General features: G+C 61.1%; 15 protein-coding genes. 14 read left to right on the top strand and 1 reads right to left on the bottom strand.

The features are described 5' to 3' along the window. The first annotated feature begins 2 nt into the window (after window positions 1-2). The 10 genes from BMS17_RS07725 to BMS17_RS07680 all read left to right on the top strand — a co-directional run bounded on the left by BMS17_RS07725 (window position 3) and on the right by BMS17_RS07680 (window position 14,114). Window positions 3-776 (top strand): ABC transporter substrate-binding protein, encoded by a 774-nt coding sequence (locus BMS17_RS07725; protein WP_077430721.1) that lies wholly within the window; start codon window positions 3-5, stop codon window positions 774-776. Beyond that, window positions 773-3,034, top strand: a complete 2,262-nt coding sequence (locus BMS17_RS07720) for an ATP-binding protein (RefSeq protein WP_077430720.1) — start codon at window positions 773-775, stop codon at window positions 3,032-3,034. The genes BMS17_RS07725 and BMS17_RS07720 overlap by 4 nt, the downstream gene beginning before the upstream one ends. Window positions 3,035-3,227: 193 nt before the next feature. Then, on the top strand, window positions 3,228-4,640 hold the full coding sequence (locus BMS17_RS07715) for an amino acid permease (RefSeq protein WP_077430719.1): 1,413 nt from the start codon (window positions 3,228-3,230) through the stop codon (window positions 4,638-4,640). 348 nt (window positions 4,641-4,988) lie between these two features. Continuing rightward, the gene (locus BMS17_RS07710; protein WP_077430718.1) at window positions 4,989-5,780 is read left to right on the top strand and encodes an enoyl-CoA hydratase/isomerase family protein; all 792 of its coding nucleotides are present in this window, start codon (window positions 4,989-4,991) and stop codon (window positions 5,778-5,780) included. 41 nt (window positions 5,781-5,821) lie between these two features. Beyond that, window positions 5,822-6,982 (top strand): acyl-CoA dehydrogenase family protein, encoded by a 1,161-nt coding sequence (locus BMS17_RS07705; RefSeq protein WP_077430717.1) that lies wholly within the window; start codon window positions 5,822-5,824, stop codon window positions 6,980-6,982. Between the two features lie 18 nt (window positions 6,983-7,000). Further along, a complete protein-coding gene (locus BMS17_RS07700; RefSeq protein ID WP_077430716.1) occupies window positions 7,001-9,100 on the top strand; it encodes an acetate--CoA ligase family protein in 2,100 nt (699 codons plus the stop codon). A gap of 10 nt (window positions 9,101-9,110) precedes the next feature. After that, window positions 9,111-10,718: a 5-guanidino-2-oxopentanoate decarboxylase gene (locus BMS17_RS07695; RefSeq protein WP_077430715.1), complete on the top strand. Its 1,608-nt coding sequence runs from the start codon at window positions 9,111-9,113 to the stop codon at window positions 10,716-10,718. Window positions 10,719-10,745: 27 nt separating this feature from the next. Further along, window positions 10,746-11,936 carry a pyridoxal phosphate-dependent aminotransferase gene (locus BMS17_RS07690; RefSeq protein ID WP_077430714.1) on the top strand — a complete coding sequence of 397 codons (1,191 nt, stop codon included), beginning with the start codon at window positions 10,746-10,748 and terminating at the stop codon, window positions 11,934-11,936. Continuing rightward, window positions 11,929-13,344, top strand: coding sequence for an aldehyde dehydrogenase family protein (locus BMS17_RS07685; protein WP_046029591.1), 1,416 nt, complete (start codon window positions 11,929-11,931; stop codon window positions 13,342-13,344). Before BMS17_RS07690 ends, BMS17_RS07685 begins: the two co-directional genes overlap by 8 nt. 65 nt (window positions 13,345-13,409) lie before the next feature. Further along, the gene (locus tag BMS17_RS07680; protein WP_046029594.1) at window positions 13,410-14,114 is read left to right on the top strand and encodes an NAD(P)H-dependent oxidoreductase; all 705 of its coding nucleotides are present in this window, start codon (window positions 13,410-13,412) and stop codon (window positions 14,112-14,114) included. Between the two features lie 185 nt (window positions 14,115-14,299). Here the strand turns inward: BMS17_RS07680 and BMS17_RS07675 are convergent, their stop codons facing one another. Beyond that, window positions 14,300-14,491, bottom strand: coding sequence for a DUF1508 domain-containing protein (locus BMS17_RS07675; protein ID WP_046029596.1), 192 nt, complete (start codon window positions 14,489-14,491; stop codon window positions 14,300-14,302). Between the two features lie 294 nt (window positions 14,492-14,785). Here BMS17_RS07675 and BMS17_RS07670 point away from each other — a divergent pair, with 294 nt between their 5' ends. From BMS17_RS07670 to BMS17_RS07655, 4 genes are read left to right on the top strand one after another with little or no spacing between them, the layout of a single operon-like run. Further along, window positions 14,786-15,736: a glycosyltransferase family 2 protein gene (locus BMS17_RS07670; RefSeq protein ID WP_046029599.1), complete on the top strand. Its 951-nt coding sequence runs from the start codon at window positions 14,786-14,788 to the stop codon at window positions 15,734-15,736. 3 nt (window positions 15,737-15,739) lie between these two features. Continuing rightward, entirely contained in the window at window positions 15,740-16,450 is a 711-nt protein-coding gene (locus BMS17_RS07665; RefSeq protein ID WP_046029602.1) for a bifunctional 2-polyprenyl-6-hydroxyphenol methylase/3-demethylubiquinol 3-O-methyltransferase UbiG, read from the top strand. Further along, complete coding sequence (locus tag BMS17_RS07660; protein ID WP_046029605.1) at window positions 16,447-16,833, top strand: GtrA family protein; 387 nt, start codon at window positions 16,447-16,449, stop codon at window positions 16,831-16,833. The genes BMS17_RS07665 and BMS17_RS07660 overlap by 4 nt, the downstream gene beginning before the upstream one ends. Continuing rightward, a complete protein-coding gene (locus BMS17_RS07655; protein WP_077430713.1) occupies window positions 16,830-18,956 on the top strand; it encodes a DUF6311 domain-containing protein in 2,127 nt (708 codons plus the stop codon). The genes BMS17_RS07660 and BMS17_RS07655 overlap by 4 nt, the downstream gene beginning before the upstream one ends. The last annotated feature ends 29 nt before the right edge of the window (window positions 18,957-18,985 follow it).

Genomic DNA, 18,985 nt, shown 5'->3' with positions numbered 1-18,985 from the left:
CCATGCGGCGGGTGTTTGGCTTGCTGTTGGCGCTGGTCGCGAACGGTGCGATGGCGGCGGAAACAGTTCGCTACTGCGATTACCCGGTGTACCCGCCGATTTCCTGGAGCGATGGCAAACAGGTTCGCGGCCTCGCCCCCAGCGTCGTTAAAAACCTCTTCGGGCGTTTGGGTTACGACGTCGACATCGTCGTGCTCGGCAACTGGAAACGTTGCCTGCTCGACGCCGCCGAAGGCCGGGTCGATGTGGTGCTGGCCTACAGCACCGCGCAACGCGAGCAGAGCATGGTGTTTTCGACGGTGCCGGTGTTGCGCGAGGAGGTGGCGTTGTTCATCAACCGTCAGCGCCCGGTGAAATTCGAGCGCCTGGAAGACCTGGCAAATTACCGTGGCGGGCTGTTGTTCGGCGAAAGTTACGGCGTGGATTTCGACCGCTTGGTGGCCGAGCATCAGAACATTGAATGGGTGTCTGACAGTGGCCAGAATTTCGGCAAACTGATTCGCGGGCGCATCGATTTCATCACCTCGGAACGTCGCACCGGGCAGCTTTACGTCGAGAACCTGCCGGGCGCGCAAGACATCGTCGCGCTACCCAATGCCTTGAGCGTCGACTATTTGCGAGTGGCCGTCTCGCGCAAATCCTCCTTGGCCACGCGCATGCCGCAGATCGACGCGCAATTGAAGCGCATGGTCGATTCCGGGGAGGTCGATCGTTTACTCAGCGAAAGCGAGGTCACGTACCGCGACATGATCAACCTGCCGGCGAACTCGAAATGATCCGCGCCCGACCCGGTGGACTGTTACGGCGTCTGTTGCTGTTCATTCTGTTGTTCAGCCTGTGCTTTACCGTGCTGGCGAGCACCGTGCAGCTGTACTTCGAATACCGCCGCGAAATGCGCGACATCGATTCGCGCATGGAGCTGATTCGGGCCGGTTACCTGGCCAGTCTGGAGCGCAGTCTTTGGGACTTGAACCAGGAACAATTGAACGTTCAGCTGCGAGGGCTGGTGGACTTTTCCGACGTGGCGCGGGTTCATCTGATCAGCCCCGATTTCGATCTGCTGCACGGCAGTTCGGACCCGGTCGGGCCGTTGCGCATCGAGCGTTTTGAACTGGATTATCAGCCACCGACCGGGCCTTCACGGCACTTGGGGCAGTTGGAAGTCAGCACCGATTTGGGCGCAGTGCATCAGCGCCTGTTCGCCACCGGTTTGACCAGCCTGCTGTGGATGAGTGTGTTTCTGTGCGGTCTGGCGGTGGCGTTGTCGGGGCTGTTTTACCGCTTGGTCACGCGGCACCTGCAAGTGATGGCCGAGTTTGCCCGGCGCATCGCCGCCGGTGACTGGCACGAGCCCCTGCACCTGGACAAGCGCCGCCACGCTCAGCAAGACGAAATCGACACCGTGGCGCATGCACTGGACGACATGCGCCGGGCGATTCTCAGCGACATTGACCGTCGCGAAACCGATCGGCTGGCCCTGCAAGACAATCGCGACGAGTTGCTCAGGCTGGTCGAACGCCGCACCGCCAGCCTGATGCGCGCCAAGGATGAAGCCGAGGCCGCCAACCTTGCCAAGTCGCGTTTTCTGGCGACCATGAGCCACGAGTTGCGCACCCCGCTCAACGGCATTCTCGGCATGGCCGAACTGCTGCGCGGCGCGAGTCTGGATGAGCGCGACGGCAAACGTCTGGATGCGCTGTACAAGGCCGGCGAAGGCTTGCTGTCGATTCTCAACGAAGTGCTGTATTTCGCCCGACTGGAAGAGGGCGTCAGCCACCCGGAACCGGTGGACTTTTCAATCCGGCAACTGCTCGACGAAGTGCTGACACTGCTGGAACCGCGCGCGCTGAGCAACGACACGACGCTGCGCTGTCGAATCGATCCGCACGTCGCCGAGCGCCATCACGGCGCCGAACAATTCCTGCGTCAGGTGCTGAGCAACTTGCTGGCCAATGCGATCAAGTTCACTGAGGGCGGCGACGTCAACGTGGAGATAACGCTGCTGGCTCACGCTGCGAAACAGACCGGGCAACACGTGCGCGTGAGCGTGACGGACAACGGCATCGGCATCGCTCCTGCCATGCAGGCAAAGATCTTCGAGCGCTTCACCCAGGCCAGCGAAGAAGTGGCGCAACGCTTCGGCGGCACCGGGCTTGGCCTTGCGATCAGCAAACATCTGGTCGAGCAGTTGGGCGGGCAAATTGGCGTCGACAGTGACGTCGGGCGCGGCAGTTGTTTCTGGTTCGAGTTGACGTTGCAGCCGGCAATCGGCGTGGCGGCGAGTGCGCTGAGCAGCGCGCCGGGTGAGGCGTTGAAGGTGTTGGTGGTCGAGGATGTGGCGCTGAACCGCGAAGTGGTCAGCGGCTTGTTGCAGCGTGACGGGCATCAGGTCTGGCTCGCTGAAGAAGGCGAGCAGGCGCTGGCGCAATGTGCCGAACAGACCTTTGATTTGATCCTGCTCGATGTGCACCTGCCGGGTATCAGCGGCGTCGAGCTGTGCAAACTGATCCGGCGCAACAACGGGCCGAACCGTCACACCCGCATCTTCGCCCTGACCGCCAGCGTACAGCCGGCCTTGATGCGCGGTTATCTGGATGCCGGGATGGATGGCATTCTCGCCAAGCCTCTGAAACTCGAAAACTTGCGACAAGCGTTGGCCGGGCAGTTGCCGGTATCCGCGCCACAGCCGGATGACGAGGCCATGGATTGGCCGTTGCTAGAGACCCATCGCACGTTGCTGGGTGAACAGAAACTTCGGGGCTTGTTGCGAGTGCTGCTCGACTCGATCAGTCAGCATCGCGAAGCACTCACCGAAGCCATCGAAGCCGACGACTGCACCGAAGTCGCACAGCTGGCCCATCGACTGGCCGGCAGCAGCGATTCATTGGGCTTTCGCGCGTTGGCCAATGTGTTGCGGGCCCTGGAGGAGGCCGCGCTGGTCAACGACGAGTCGGCATTGCGCGCCATGGCGCCGAAGGTTCAGGCGCAACTGCACAACGCGCAACAGACGCTGGCGGACCTTTTGCGCAGCTGACGTACAAGTTCGTTACGACTTTTTACATCTTTGATCTTTACGGTCAACGGGACCTTACAAGGTCTTCCAATAATCGAGGCAACCGCCACAGCGCGGTCTTCGAAGCTTATTGGAGATAATAATAATGAACTGCCGTAAAGCTGATCCTTCCTCGCGCCATGCCGCGCACCTTGCTGACTATTGAGGTGCGCACATGAGCGAATCTATCGAACGTAAAGGCATCCAACTGACCCGCGCCCTGAAGAGCCGGCACATTTTCATGTTGTCGCTGGGCGGCGTGATCGGTACCGGGCTGTTCATGGGCTCCGGTGTGACCATCAATCAGGGCGGGCCGGTGGGAGCAATCCTGGCGTATCTGGTGGCCGGTTTCCTGATGTACCTGGTGATGGTTTGCCTGGGTGAACTGTCCGTGCAAATGCCCGTGTCCGGTTCGTTTCAGACCCACGCCACCAAGTTCATCGGCCCGGCCACCGGGTTCATGATCGGCTGGGTGTACTGGATGAGCTGGGCGACCACCGTGGGCCTGGAGTTCACGGCAGCGGGCATGTTGATGACACGCTGGTTTCCGGCGGTGCCGATCTGGTATTGGTCGGCGCTGTTTGTGGTGGTGCTGTTCGGTTTGAACGCACTGGCGACTCGCGCCTTCGGTGAGGCCGAATACTGGTTCTCCGGGATCAAGGTGGCGGCGATTCTTGGCTTTATCGTGGTCGGCGTGCTGGTGATCTTCGGCGCTATCCCGCTGACCAGCGGTGCACCGGCGCCGATGATGAACAACCTGATCGGCGATTCACTGTTCCCCAACGGCCTGTCAGCGGTGTTCGCGGTAATGATGACCGTGGTCTACGCCTTCCAGGGCTGCGAGATCATGGGCGTGGCTGCCGGCGAAACCGATCAGCCGGAAAAAAGCATCCCGCGCGCGGTGCGCAACGTGGTGTTTCGCGTGTTGATTTTCTATGTGCTGGCGATCGTGGTGTTGTCGGCGATCGTGCCGTGGCAGCAGGCCGGGTTGATGGAAAGTCCGTTCGTTCAGGTGTTCGACATGGTCGGCATTCCGTACGCCGCCGACCTGATGAACTTCGTGATCCTCACGGCGATTCTGTCGGTGGGCAACTCCGGCCTGTATGCCTCGACGCGCATTCTGTGGGCGATGTCGAAAACCGGCATGGCACCGAAAAGCCTGTCGCCGTTGAGCAAGCGCGGCGTACCGCTGCGGGCACTAAGCATCACGTTGTGTTTTGCGCTGGTGTCGCTGATGACCAGCTTCGTCGCGGCAGACACGCTGTTCATGGTGTTGATGGCGGTGAGCGGCATGTCGGGCACCGTGACCTGGATTGTCATCGCGCTGGCCCAGTACAAATTCCGCAAGGCGTATCTGCGTGATGGCGGCAAGCTCAGCGATCTGAAATACCGCGCGCCATGGTTCCCGCTGCTGCCGCTGACGTGCATCGCGTTGTGCTGCTCGTTGTTCGTATTCCTGGCGCTGGATGAAACGCAACGGCCTTCGTTGTACTGGGGCTTTGGATTTATTGCGCTGTGCTATGGCGCGTACTTCCTGATCCATCGCAAGCGCGAAGCGGTGCTGGCACCGAGCTTGCCGACTGTTTAATTCCTTGATTCAAAACGCATTCCCTGTGGGAGCGAGCTTGCTCGCGATAGCGGTAGATCAGTCAACAGAGATGTTGAATGTGAAGCCCTCTTCGCGAGCAAGTCGAATCGTCGCACCGTCGCTCCCACAGTTGTTTTGCGGCGGGCTGTAGGCAGTTGTTCGAAGTTGTAACAGCGCTATCCTCATAGTGCCGGTGTTTTCAAATAAATCATTTAAATACAAATAGATAGACACATTTTTAAGCTGTTACAGCTCATTTCCTTGCCAATTGCCGCCTTACTGAACACTCGTTTAGTATGGCCTCAAGTCGCATCACCTCAGACCAATCACAATAATTCGAGGATTCGCATGACTACTCAATCTTCTCTGCTCAGTCAGGTTGAAGCCGGCGTTGCCTGGATCACCCTCAATCGCACCGCCCAGCGCAATGCGCTGGACATCCCGACCCTGAAAAACCTCCACGCGTTGCTGGATGATTTCAACGCCGACCCCGCCGTGCGAGTGGTGGTCCTGACCGGCAGCGGTCGCAGCTTCTGCGCCGGCGCCGACCTCGCCGAGTGGGCCGACGCCGAAGCCCGTGGCGCCCTCGAAACCTACGGCTGGACGGAAACGGCCCACGCCTTGATGAGTCGTTTGTACAGCCTGGAAAAACCCACCATCGCCGCCATCAACGGCACCGCCGTCGGCGCCGGGATGGACCTGACGCTGTGCTGCGACCTGCGTATCGCTGCGCAATCGGCACGCTTCAAGGCCGGCTACACCAGCATGGCCTACTCGCCGGACGCCGGTGCCAGTTGGCACCTGCCACGGCTGATCGGCACTGAACAAGCCAAACGCCTGTTGTTCCTCGACGAGTTGTGGGGCGCCGATCGCGCGTTGGCCGCAGGCCTCGTCGGTGAAGTCTGCGCCGATGAACAACTGCTGGCGGTGACCACCGAACTGGCCACACGCCTGGCCAACGGCCCGACCTTCGCGTTTGCCCAGACCAAAAAACTCATGCGTGAAGGCGCCCAGCGCAACCTGCCGGAGCAACTGCAAGCCGAGTTGGCTGCCGGCCTGCTGTGCGGTCGCAGCGAAGACGGCAACGAAGCCCTGCGCGCCTCCATTGAAAAACGCCCGGCCCGTTTCATCGGCCGCTAAGCCCGAACACCACCTTCAGCACACGAACAACAGGTAGCCCCATGAATTTCCAACTGACCCAAGAACAAGAAATGTTGGTGGACGCGGTACGCAGCTTTGTCGCCAAGGAACTGCTGCCTCATGAGGAAGCGGTCGACCGTGCCGACGAAGTCTCCCCAGAGCTGGCGGCACAGATTCGCGGCAAGGCCATCGCCGCCGGTTTCTATGCTTTCAACATGCCGGAGGAGGTGGGCGGTGGCGGTCTGGATTACCTGTCTCAGGCGCTGATCGAGCGTGAGCTGTCGAAGGTTTCCTGGGCGCTGCACGTGTTCGTCGCTCGCCCGTCGAAAATCCTCATGGCCTGCACCGGCGACCAGATCAACGATTACCTGTTGCCGTGCATTCAGGGCGAGAAGATTGATTGCTTCGCACTGACCGAACCGGGCGCCGGCTCCGACGCCAATGCGATCAAGACCCGCGCCGTGCGCGAGGGCGATGACTTCATTCTCAACGGCAGCAAGCACTTCATCAGCCACGCCGGCCACGCCGATTTCGCCATCGTCTTCGCCGTCACTGACACCTACGAACACAACGGCAAAAAGCGTAACGCCGTGACCTCGTTCCTGGTCGATCGCAACACGCCGGGCATGACCATTCGCCGTGGTCCGAAATGCGTGAGCAATCGCGGTTATCACACCTTCGAAATGTTCTTCGACGACTGCCGCGTACCGGCTTCCAAAGTGTTGGGCGAAGTCGGCAAGGGCTGGGACGTGGCCAACGCCTGGCTCACCGCCGGGCGGGTGATGGTCGCCGCCAACTGCGTCGGTCAGGCGCAACGCGCGCTGGATGTGTCGCTGCAATGGGCGGCGGATCGCAAGCAGTTCGGCCAGCCGATCGGCACCTATCAGGGCATCTCGTTCAAGCTCGCGGACATGGTCACGCAGATCCGCGCGGCCGAACTGCTGACCCTGCACACCGCCTGGAAAATGGACCAGGGCACCATGACCGATGGCGAGGCCGGCATGGCCAAGCTGTTCGCCAGTGAGGTGCTCGGCAAAGTCGCCGATGAAGCGGTGCAGATTTTCGGCGGCATGGGCCTGATGGATGAATGCCCGGTGGAACGCATCTGGCGTAACGCCCGGATCGAGCGCGTCTGGGAAGGCACCTCGGAGATCCAGCGGCACATCATTTCCCGCGAATTACTGCGGCCGCTGCTGCGCTGATCGCCCCGGAGAATTTCTATGTCGCAGACGATTCGTGACAACCTCAAACGCCTGCTCGCGCCGCGTCATCTGGCGTTTGTCGGTGGCCGCAGCATGGCCCGCGCGCTCAAGCGTTGCGCCGAAGGTGGCTACCAGGGGCAGATGTGGCTGGTGAACCCGCAGCATGAAAGCCTTGAAGGTGTGCCGTGTGTGCGCAGCATCGCCGAACTGCCGTGCGGCCCGGACGCGGTGTTCATCGCCACCAACCGTGAACTGACCCTGACCTGCGTGGCCGAACTGGCCGCCAAAGGCGCGGGCGGCGCGATCTGCTACGCCTCCGGGTTTGCCGAAACCGGCGCCGAAGGCCAGGCCTTGCAGCAACAGTTGCTGAAAACGGCCGGCAGCATGGCGTTGCTCGGCCCTAACTGCTACGGCTTGCTCGATTACCTGCACAGCTCCGCGTTGTGGCCGGTGGCCCATGGCGGCAAACCGGTGGAGAAGGGCGTCGCCGTCCTGACCCAGAGCGGCAACTTCGCCTACAACCTGTCGATGAGCGACCGCTCGCTGCCGGTGGCCTACATGGCGTCGGTCGGTAATCAGGCGCAATTGGGCATCGCCGAATTGATGGACGTGCTGCTCGATGAACCGCGCGTCACCGCCATCGGCTTGCACCTCGAAGGCCTGAAAAACGTGCCGGGTTTCGCCCGCGCCGCGCACAAGGCGTTGGAGAAGGGCATTCCGATCATCGCCCTGAAAACCGGCGTGTCGCAGATCGGCGCCGAACTGGCGCTCAGCCACACCAGTTCGCTGTCCGGTTCCGATGCGCTGTATGACAGCCTGTTTGCGCGTCTGGGCGTGATCCGCGTCAGTGGCCCGGTGAGTTTTGTCGAAACCCTCAAGGCTGCTGCGTGCGGCAAGCTACCAGCAGGCAACAGCCTGATCGCGCTCGCCTGTTCTGGCGGCGATGCCGGGCTGATTGCTGACTATGCCGAACGCAATGACCTGAGCTTGCCCAAGCTCGATGCCGGTCAAATCAACGAACTGGCGCAGGTGTTGCCCAGCTACGCCAACCTGGTCAATCCGCTGGATTTCACCACTGCAATTTGGGGTGACGGCGAAGCGTTGAACCGCATGCTCGACAGCGCCCTGCGCACCGAAGCGGACGCGGCGATGCTGGTGCTGGATTACCCGTCTGAATCCACCGGCGAACGCAAAGAATGCGACCTGCTGCTGGAGCTGTTTTGCGCCGCACTGGTGCGCCACGGCAAGACCGGTTTTGTCACCTCGGCGTTTCCCGAATTGCTACCGGCCCACGCTCGTGAACGCCTGCATGCGCAAGGTGTGGCAGCGTTGCAAGGCGTGGAAGACGGCTTGGCCGCGTGGGGGCGCATTGCCGGTTATCAGCGCAATCGTCAGGCACTGCTGGCGCTCGGTGAATCGGCGCTGGTGCCGCTGTGCCCACAGGCGCTAGAAAGTGATGGTCACCTGCTCAACGAGTGGGAATCCAAAACGGCATTGCGCGCCTTTGGCCTGCCGACGCCCAACGGTGTCTTGAGCACGCCAGCCAACGCTCTGACGGATGCCAATGCACTGGGTTACCCCTTGGTGCTCAAAGCGGTCAGCGCGCAACTGCCCCACAAAACCGAAGCCGGGGCCGTGGCACTGAACCTCAAGGACGCCGCGGCCCTGAGCGCCGCGCTGGAAAAAATGCGTGCGAGCATTGCCGATTATGCGCCGCACGTGCCGTTCGATCAGGTGCTGCTGGAACCAATGGCCAAGCCACCGTTGGCCGAATTGATCGTCGGCATCAAACGCGAAAACGACTTCGGCCTCGCCTTGGTCATCGGCGCGGGCGGGATACTGGTGGAGTTGCTCAAGGACAGTCGCAGCCTGCTGCTGCCGACCACCGACGGCGCCATTCGCAAGGCCGTGTCGAGCCTGCGCAGTGCTGCATTGCTGCAAGGGTTTCGCGGGCGCGAAACAGCGGACCTGGACTCGCTGGTCGCGGCGATCCGCGCGGTGGCCGATTACGCCTGTGAGAACGCCGGTCAACTGCTGGAACTCGATGTGAACCCATTGTTGGTCGGTGCCGCTGGCACGACTGCGGTCGATGCGTTGATTCGCCTTGGCCACGAGTGAGGATGTGAACATGCAAACCACAACATTGACGGGCGGCCAGGCACTGGTGCGTCTGCTGGCCAACTACGGTGTCGACACCGTGTTCGGCATTCCCGGCGTGCACACGCTGGAGCTGTATCGCGGCTTGCCCGGCAGCGGCATTCGCCACGTCCTGACCCGCCACGAGCAGGGCGCCAGTTTTATGGCCGACGGCTATGCGCGCGTCAGCGGTAAACCGGGCGTGTGCTTCATCATCACCGGGCCGGGCGTGACCAATGCCGCCACCGGCATCGGCCAGGCGTATGCCGACTCGATTCCGATGTTGGTGATTTCCAGCGTCAACCACACCGCCAGCCTCGGCAAGGGCTGGGGTTGCCTGCACGAAACCCAGGACCAACGCTCGATCACCGCACCGATCACCGCGTTCTCGGCGGTCGCATTAAGCGCCGAGGACCTGCCGGAGCTGATCGCCCGCGCCTACGCGGTGTTCGACAGCGAACGTCCGCGCCCGGTGCACATTTCGGTGCCGCTGGACGTGCTGTCAGCAAAAATAAGCCGCGACTGGAGTAGCGACGTGGTCCGTCGTCCCGGTCGTGGCGCCGCCTCAACCACCGCGCTGGAAGAAGCCGTGGCCAAGCTGCAAAACGCCAAGCGGCCGATGATCATTGCGGGCGGTGGCGCATTGAACGCGCAGCAAGCAGTGCAAGACATCAGCAACCGACTCGCCGCGCCACTGTTCACCAGCGTCGCCGGCAAAGGCTTGTTGCCGCCGGATGCGCCGCTCAATGCGGGCTCGACCTTGTGCGTGGAGCCTGGCTGGAACCTGATCGCCGAGGCCGACGTGGTGTTGGCGGTCGGCACCGAAATGGCCGACACCGACTTTTGGCGCGAGCGTCTGCCGCTGAATGCCGAACTGCTGCGCGTGGACATCGACCCGCGCAAGTTCAACGACTTTTACCCTTGTGCGGTGGCGTTGCACGGTGACGCGCAACAAACCCTTGCAGCGTTGCTGGAACGCCTGTCGCCCGCCACGCGCGATGCCAGCGCGGCGATTGCCGCCGTCGCGGCAATGCGTGAAGCGGTGAAGCAGGGCCACGGCCCGTTGCAGTCGATTCACCAGGCGATACTCGAACGTATCGCCGCCGAGCTGCCGGACGACGCGTTCATCAGCACCGACATGACCCAGCTGGCCTACACCGGCAACTACGCCTTCAACAGCCTGGCAACCCGCAGCTGGTTGCACCCGACCGGCTACGGCACGTTGGGGTATGGCTTGCCGGCGGGCATCGGCGCCAAGTTCGGCGCGCCGCAGCGGCCGGGTCTGGTGCTGGTCGGCGACGGCGGTTTCCTCTACACCGCGCAAGAACTGGCGACCGCCGTCGAAGAACTCGACAGCCCGCTGGTGGTGTTGCTGTGGAACAACGACGCGCTGGGGCAGATTCGCGACGACATGCTCGGGCTCGACATCGAACCGATTGGCGTACTGCCGCGCAACCCGGACTTCGCCGCCCTCGGTCGCGCGTTCGGCTGCACAGTGAGCCAGCCGCAAAGCCTGGCCGAGCTGCAAACCGATTTGCGCCACGGCTTCAAGCGCAACGGCGTGACCCTGATCGAACTCAAGCATGCGTGCGCGCACTGATTTTCATTTTTTGGCAGAGGTATCGCCATGCGCTTTTCTGATCTGACACAACGCATCGCCGGAGACGGCGCTGCCGCCTGGGACATTCATTACCGCGCGCTGGCGCTGCAGGAGCAGGGTGAAGATATCCTGCTGCTGTCGGTCGGCGACCCGGATTTCGATACGCCGGCGCCGATTGTGCAAGCCGCCATCGACAGCCTGTTGTCCGGCCATACTCACTACGCCGACGTGCGTGGCAAGCGTGCCCTGCGTGAAAGCATCGCCCGGCACTACGGGCGCCGCAGCGGCCAACAGGTTTCGGCCGATCAAGTCATCGTGCTGGCCGGCGCGCAATGCGCGTTGTTCAGCGTTGCCCAATGCGTGCTCAACCCCGGTGATGAAGTGATTGTCGCCGAACCGATGTACGTGACGTATGAAGCCGTGTTTGGTGCGTGTGGCGCGGTGGTGGTGCCGGTGCCGGTGCGTTCCGAAAACGGTTTTCGCGTGTTGCCTGAAGACGTCGCCGCCCGCATCACGCCGCGCACTCGGGCCTTGGCACTGAACAGCCCGCACAATCCGTCCGGGGCCAGTTTATCGCGGGCCACCTGGCAAGCGCTGGCAGACCTGTGCATCGCCCACGACCTGTGGCTGATTTCCGATGAGGTCTACAGCGAATTGTTGTTTGACGGCGAGCATGTCAGCCCGGCGAGTTTGCCGGGCATGGCCGAGCGCACCGCGACACTCAACAGTTTGTCGAAATCCCACGCCATGACCGGTTGGCGAATCGGCTGGGCTGTCGTACCACCGGCCCTGGCGGCACATCTGGAAAACCTTGCGCTGTGCATGCTGTACGGCTTGCCGGACTTCGTGCAGGACGCCGCCGTCGTCGCCCTCGAAAGCCATTTGCCGGAACTGGACGCGATGCGCGAAGCCTATCGCCAACGCCGTGATCTGGTCTGCGAATGCCTGGCTGATTGCCCCGGCGTGCGCGCCTTGAAACCCGATGGCGGCATGTTCGTGATGGTCGATATCCGCGACACAGGCCTCAGTGCCCAGGCGTTTGCCGACCGCTTGCTCGACCGCCATGGCGTATCAGTTTTGGCCGGTGAAGCCTTCGGTCCGAGCGCCGCAGGGCACATTCGCCTGGGCCTGGTGTTGGGTGCGGAACCGTTGCGTGACGCCTGCCAGCGCATTACCCGCTGCGCCATTGAACTGCTGGAGTCCCCCATTCATGCATAACCACACCACGCTGTTTATCGATGGTCGCTGGCAAACCCCGTCGGGGCGGGGCATTGCCGAAGTGATCAACCCGGCCACAGAAGAAGTCGCCGGCGTAGTGCCGCTGGGTGATGAGCGCGATGTCGACAACGCGGTGGCCGCCGCACGCAAGGCGTTCAATTCATGGTCACGCACGCCGTCGAGCGTGCGTGCCGGTTACGTCCGCGCCCTCGCCGAGCAGTTGCGCGCGCGGGCTGACGAGATGGCTTCGGTCATTACCGCTGAACTGGGCATGCCGGTGCAATGGTGCCGCTCGGTGCAAGTCGACGGGCCGATCATCGGGCTGGAGCACTACGTCGAACTCGCAGGCCTGATGGACGAAGTGCGTGAGGTCGGCAACTCGCTGGTGATGCGTGAAGCGGTCGGCGTGTGCGCCTTCATCAATCCCTGGAATTACCCGCTGCATCAACTGATCGGCAAGCTCGCCCCGGCGCTGGCCGCTGGCTGTACGGTGGTGGTCAAGCCAAGTCAGGAAACGCCGCTGCACGCCTTTTTGCTGGCGCAGATGATCGAAGCCATCGGCTTGCCGCCGGGGGTGTTCAACCTGGTCAGCGGGCCCGGCTCGAAGGTCGGTGAAGCGCTGGCCAAACACCCGGACGTGGACATGGTCTCGTTCACCGGCTCGACCGGTGCCGGCGTTCGCGTGGCGCAAGCGGCCGCGCCGTCGGTAAAACGAGTGTGCCTGGAACTCGGCGGCAAGTCGCCGCTGCTGATTGCCGAAGACGCGGACCTCGCCGCCGCCGTGCGTTACGGCGTGCAGGACGTGATGATCAACTCCGGCCAGACCTGCACCGCATTGACCCGCATGTTGCTGCCGGCCAGTCGTTACGCTGAAGCCGTGGAACTGGCCATCGCCGAAACCCGGAGCCTGCGCATGGGCGATCCTCTGGAACCGAACAGTTTCCTCGGGCCCATGTGCTCGGCGGCGCAACGTCGTACCGTGCTTGATTACATTAAGGTCGGCCAGCAAGAGGGCGCACGGTTGGTGTATGGCGGGGACACGGCGGGCGAGTTCGAGCGTGGTTTCTACGTCACCCCGACGCTGTTCGCCGATGTCGACAACCGTATGCGCATCGCTCAGGAAGAAATCTTCGGCCCAGTGCTGTGCCTGATTCCCTACACCGATGAAGCACAGGCGATTCAGCTCGCCAACGATTCGCCGTTCGGCCTGTCCAGCGGTGTCTGGGCCGGCAGTGCTGAACGCGCCTTGCACCTGGGGCGGCAGTTGCGTGCCGGGCAGTGTTTCCTCAACGGCGCAGCGTTCAATTATCAGGCGCCGTTTGGTGGCTACAAACAGTCGGGCAATGGCCGCGAGTGGGGCGAGGAAGGGCTCAACGAGTTCGTTGAAGTGAAGGCGATTCAGGTGTAATCGTCCAATGACCCCGCGCGTTACCGCCTTCAAATTCAACGTGTGTAAACGTTTAAGGAATTGCCATGAAAGTACTGATCGTCCACGCCCACCCGGAGCCGAAGTCCTTCACCGCCGCGTTGCGTGACCAGGCCGTCGCAACCCTGCAAGCCCAGGGGCATGAAGTTCAGGTCAGCGATTTGTACGCGATGAACTGGAACCCGGTGGCAAGCGCCGATGACTTTTCTTCGCGAGAGAATCCGGAGTATCTGGTGTATGCGCTGGAGCAACGTCTTGGGGTGAAGAGCCAGTCATTGGCGCCGGACATCCAGCAAGAACTCGACAAACTGCTGTGGGCTGACCTGCTGATCCTCAATTTCCCGATTTTCTGGTTCTCGGCCCCGGCCATGCTCAAGGGCTGGATTGACCGGGTGCTGGTGTCGGGGATTTGCTACGGCGGCAAACGCTTTTACGACCAGGGTGGCTTGAGCGGCAAGAAAGCGCTGGTGACCGTTACCCTGGGCGGGCGCGAGCACATGTTCGGTGACGGCGCGATTCACGGTCCGCTGGAAGACATGCTGCGACCGATTCTGCGCGGCACGCTGGCGTATGTCGGCTTCGAGGTGCTGGAACCGTTCGTGGCCTGGCATGTGCCGTACATCAGCGATGAAGCGCGCAAGGAGTTCCTGCAGGGTTATCAGCAGCGTCTGGAACACTTGAGCGATGACCTGCCGATGCAGTTTCCGCGCTTGTCGCAGTTTGATGAGGCGCTGAATCCGTTGCCTGTCTGACGGGGATTGTTACCCAGGAATTTGATGGTGCATTTTCGGGCTCCATCGCGGGCAAGCCCGCTCCCACAGTAGACCGCATTCTTCCTGAACGAATGCAATCCACTGTGGGAGCGGGCTTGCCCGCGATTAGGCCAGTGAAATCAGCCCAAGAATCAGCTATCTGCCTCGGGCACTGGCTACCAGGCCTAGATTTCCTTCACCGGCGTTTCACCCTCGACCCCTTTGATCAACCCGATGACGTGCAGGCAATCGGCTTTGTTCACATACGACTCACCACTGGCAATCGTCTCGTGATTCCCCGCCCTCAACCGCCAGCGCCATTGTCCTTTGCCGGTGCTCGGGGTGCCTTTGGACTGCCTGTAGATCTCGAAATACATACTGCTCGCTCCATGCGATGGGTTATAGCGACAACCAGTGTGACGCATCGGGGGCAAGCCTAGCGGAGCTGGCTTTTTTGGCCATCCAGCATTTGTTTCCAGGCATTTGAAAATATTTCTGCCGGTGCCAGCAGGCGGGTGGGAATGGCCAAAACCCCCTCGGATTCGCCCTTGCATCGCCTCCCTCGGTCCTGCTTAATACGATTCGGTTCATGCGTCGAGCACCTGTCGATGCCCCCGGATTGTCGTAAAACCACTATAAAAAAGAGCAATCAATTGACTCCTCAGCACGGAATGCATCTGACCGGGCCACTGGCGTTGTCACTCGTCATCCCGGTGTTCAATGAAGCAGCGACCGTCGATTTGTTCATCGCGCGGATCAATGACGTTTTCAACGAAGAGACGCTGATTGGTCTGGAGCTGGTTTTCGTCAACGACGGCAGCACCGACGCCACACTGGACCTGCTGCTGGAACGCCAGCAGACAGATCCACGCCTGCGCATCGTCGACCTGAGCCGTAATTTCGGCAAGGAAGCGGCGCTGACTGCGGGTTTACAGACGGCTACCGGACAGGTCGTGGTGCCGATCGATGTCGATTTGCAGGACCCGCCTGAAGTCATTCTTGAAATGATCGCCCGCTGGCGTGAAGGCTATGAAGTGGTGCTGGGCCATCGTCTGAGTCGCAACACCGACTCCTGGGCCAAACAGACCTCGGCCAACTGGTTCTACCGCCTGCACAACAAGATTGCCGAACAACACCTGCCGGAAAACGTCGGTGATTTCCGGCTCATGGACCGTTGCGTGGTCGATGCCTTGCAGACACTGCCCGAGTCCCGACGCTTCATGAAAGGCCTGTTCGCCTGGGTCGGATTTCGCACCACTTACGTGAACTACGAGCGCCCCGAACGGGTGGCGGGGGCGACCAAGTTCAACGGCTGGCGCTTGTGGAATTTCGCCCTGGAAGGCATCACCAGTTTCAGCACTGAACCGCTGCGGGTCTGGACCTACCTTGGTCTGGTTGTTTCGCTGATTTCTTTCGCGTTCGCCATTTTCATCATCCTGCGCACCTTGATTTCCGGAATTGACCTGCCGGGTTACGCCTCGCTGATGGTCGCCGTGACTTTTCTGGGTGGCTTGCAATTGATCGGCATCGGCGTGCTGGGTGAATACCTGGGCCGGACCTACATCGAATCCAAGCGCCGCCCGGTTTTCTTGGTGCGTCGTGTCTACGACCCCAAGGACTGAAGCATGGACCTCAAGGAAACCGACATCCTCGGTTCGAGCATTGACCAGCATTGGTATTACGCCTCCAAAGCGGCGGCGACCATGCGCTTGTTGGGGAACACACCTTTCACAAAGATTCTCGATGTGGGCGCAGGCTCCGGGTTCTTTACTCACCATTTGCTCAAGCATTCACCGGCCACCGAGGCGTGGTGCGTAGACATTAGTTATGAAGCTGACTCGGACACGACCACCGCCGCAAAACCCGTGCATTACCGACGCGCAGTCGACGCGCTGGATGCCGACCTGGTGCTGCTGATGGACGTGCTGGAGCATGTCGATGACGACGTCGGTTTGCTCAAGGCGTATGTGGATAAAGTCCCGCCCGGCAGTCGATTCCTGATGACGGTGCCCGCGTTTCAGTTTCTGTGGAGCGGACACGACGACTTTCTTGAACACAAACGCCGATACACCTTGGCGCAGCTGGAAACCGTGGCGCGCGATGCCGGGCTGACGGTGAAGCAGGGTGCTTACTACTTCGGCCTGGTGTTCCCGATAGCAGCCACATTGCGGCTGCTGCCCAAAGGCGCGCAACCGTCACCGCCGCGCTCGCAACTCAAGCGACATCACCCGTTGGTCAATTCGATCCTGAAGACGCTGTGCCGCCTCGAATTGCCGCTTATGGGCGCCAATCGCTGGGCGGGTCTGACGGTGTTTGTACTGGCGCAGAAGCCGTGACGTCGGCCGAAAAATCCGCCCTGATCAAGCGTGGCCTGCGTTTTGCCGTGACCGGATTGTTCGTCACGGCGCTGCATGCGCTGGTGGCCGTGCTGTTCATCAATTTCGTGGTGGCGCAGCCACCACTGGCCAACGGCGTGGCTTTTGCCGTGGCGACGGTGGTGTCTTACGTGATCAACACCACCTGGAGTTTTTCCGCACGGTTGCACGGCCGAACGCTGCTGCGTTTCATGATGGTGTCCGGTGCCGGTTTTCTGCTGGCGATGCTGGTGGCGTGGGCCGCGCAAATGGCCGGGCTGCATTATTTGCTGGGGATTGGCGCGGTGGCGCTGACTATTCCGGCGTTTACCTTTGTACTGCATAACTTCTGGACGTATCGATGAAGGACTTGGTTAAGCAGTTGCCGATCAACCTGTTACCTGTGTTGATCGGTGTTCTGGCCTTTTTCATCGTCGTTGGGCCAAGGGCGATGAACCCTCAAAACATTGCATGGCTGGGTAATGGTGATCCGGCGACGCATTACCTGGGCTGGGTGTTTTTCCGACAGTCGCCCTGGACCTTTCCCATCGGACTCAATCCTTCCTATGGGCTGGAATTGAGCAATGGCATCATTTTCTCTGACTCCAATCCACTGCTGGCATTCTTGTTCAAACCGTTCGCCTCTCTGTTGCCAACGCCTTTCCAGTATTTCGGACTCTGGTTCCTGGCCTGCTTCGTTTTGCAGGCCTGGTTTGCCTGGAAACTGGTAGGGCTGGTGTCGACCCACATGGGTGTGCGTGCCGTGAGTACGGCACTGTTCCTGTTTGTTCCGCCCATGCTCATGCGCATGCCTTTCCATTTGTCCCTGGGTGGGCATTTTCTGGTGCTGGCCTCGTTGTATCTGGCGCTGCACCCGCAATTGCGTCGTCGACGCCTGGCCTGGGGGGCGTTGCTAGCGGCGGCCGCGTTGATCCATGCGTATTTTTTGGCGATGGTTGCAGTGATCTGGATCGCCGATCTCACGAGCGGCTATTTCAAGAAAAAACTGCCGCTGCAGTCTGCTGCCATCGAATTGATAGGGCTGTTTTCGCTGGTCACTGTGTGCTGCTGGCAGGCGGGCTATTTTTCGGTGGGCAGCGAGGGTGCGATATCGGCCGGTTTTGGTCTGTACGCCATGAACCTGCTGTCGCTGATCGATCCGGGGAACTGGGCGGGGCAGTGGTCCTATGTGCTGAAGGATTTACCCGGTGTTCAAGGGCTCGGTGAGGTTGAAGGATTTCTTTTCCTGGGCCTTGGGCTGATGACGCTGGGCATTTGCGCACTGGTGGGGTTACTTCAAGGCCGTACAGGTTTTTTCCAGCGACTGCGGCGCTGGCCGTTATTGCTGGTAGCGTTGGTGGGACTGGGCCTGTTCTCGATTTCCAACCATGTGGCGTTAGGCTCGCTCGATATAACCTTTCCACTGCCGCCTTGGGTGATTTCAATCGCCAACGTCTTCCGTGCTTCCGGGCGGATGTTCTGGCCGCTGTACTACGCGTTTATCTTCGCCATGATTTTCCTGGTGATCCGCGCCAATACCTCCCGCACCGCCGTGAGTCTGTTGTCCCTGGCATTGCTGATACAGGTGCTGGACACCCATGCCGGCTGGACCGGCGTTCGCAAGCAATTGATGGTTGAACCCGCATCGAAGTGGGCCTCGCCCATGGTCGATCCCTTCTGGAACAGTGCAGCGGCTCATTACCGGAACATTCGTTGGGTGGTTCCGCAAAACCAGTCCCCAAACTGGATGGCAGTGGCCGATTTTGCCAGCGCCCATGGCCTTGCCACGAATGCCGTTTACCTGGGGCGGGTGGACACGGGCAATTGGATAAAGTCCGGGCAGGACACCGCGCGTGAAATGGCGTCGGGCAAGTACGACGCTGATTCGTTGTACCTGTTCGATGACCGTGCCTGGATGCAGGCCGTGAGAAACGTGAATACCCCAACGGATCTGTTCGCCAGGATTGACGGGTTCACGGTGCTTGCTCCGGGCTGGAAACAGTGCAGCGCCTGCACACAGGCTACCTCGCAAATCAATCCGCTGGAGCTGGTTCCATCGCTGGAGCCCGGACAAAAAACGCCGTTCAACACTGGCAGCAAAGGCGGGGCGCTGCTGGCCAAGGGGTGGTCCGATACCGAACTTTGGGGGACCTGGTCCAAGGAGCCTGAAGCTGAAGTCATGTTCCGGGTCCCGGCGCCCGTGCATTCCTTGCGTCTGGAGGCCACGGCGTTCCTTCCTCCCGGGCATGCTCGCCAACGTGTCGCCATCAGCATCAATGACCTGCCGGCCATGAATACTCTGCTTGAGCAGGCCGATGGCAATGTTATCGAAATGCCGCTCACCACCGAGATGCAAGCGCGGGTAGCGAGTCAGGGTGTACTGAGGCTGCAATTTCAGTTTGCCGATGCCGTCAGTCCAAAACAGTTCGCAATGGGCCAGGACGTGCGACAACTTGCACTCGGATTGAAGGCCTTGACGGTCAATTGATGGCCGTTGCACGTAGACGCTCCCCTCGC

The organism is Pseudomonas sp. C9, assembly GCF_002000165.1.
Taxonomy (GTDB): domain Bacteria; phylum Pseudomonadota; class Gammaproteobacteria; order Pseudomonadales; family Pseudomonadaceae; genus Aquipseudomonas.
Note: the sequence above shows the minus strand (reverse complement) of the source record. Positions and strands in the feature narration are given on the sequence as shown.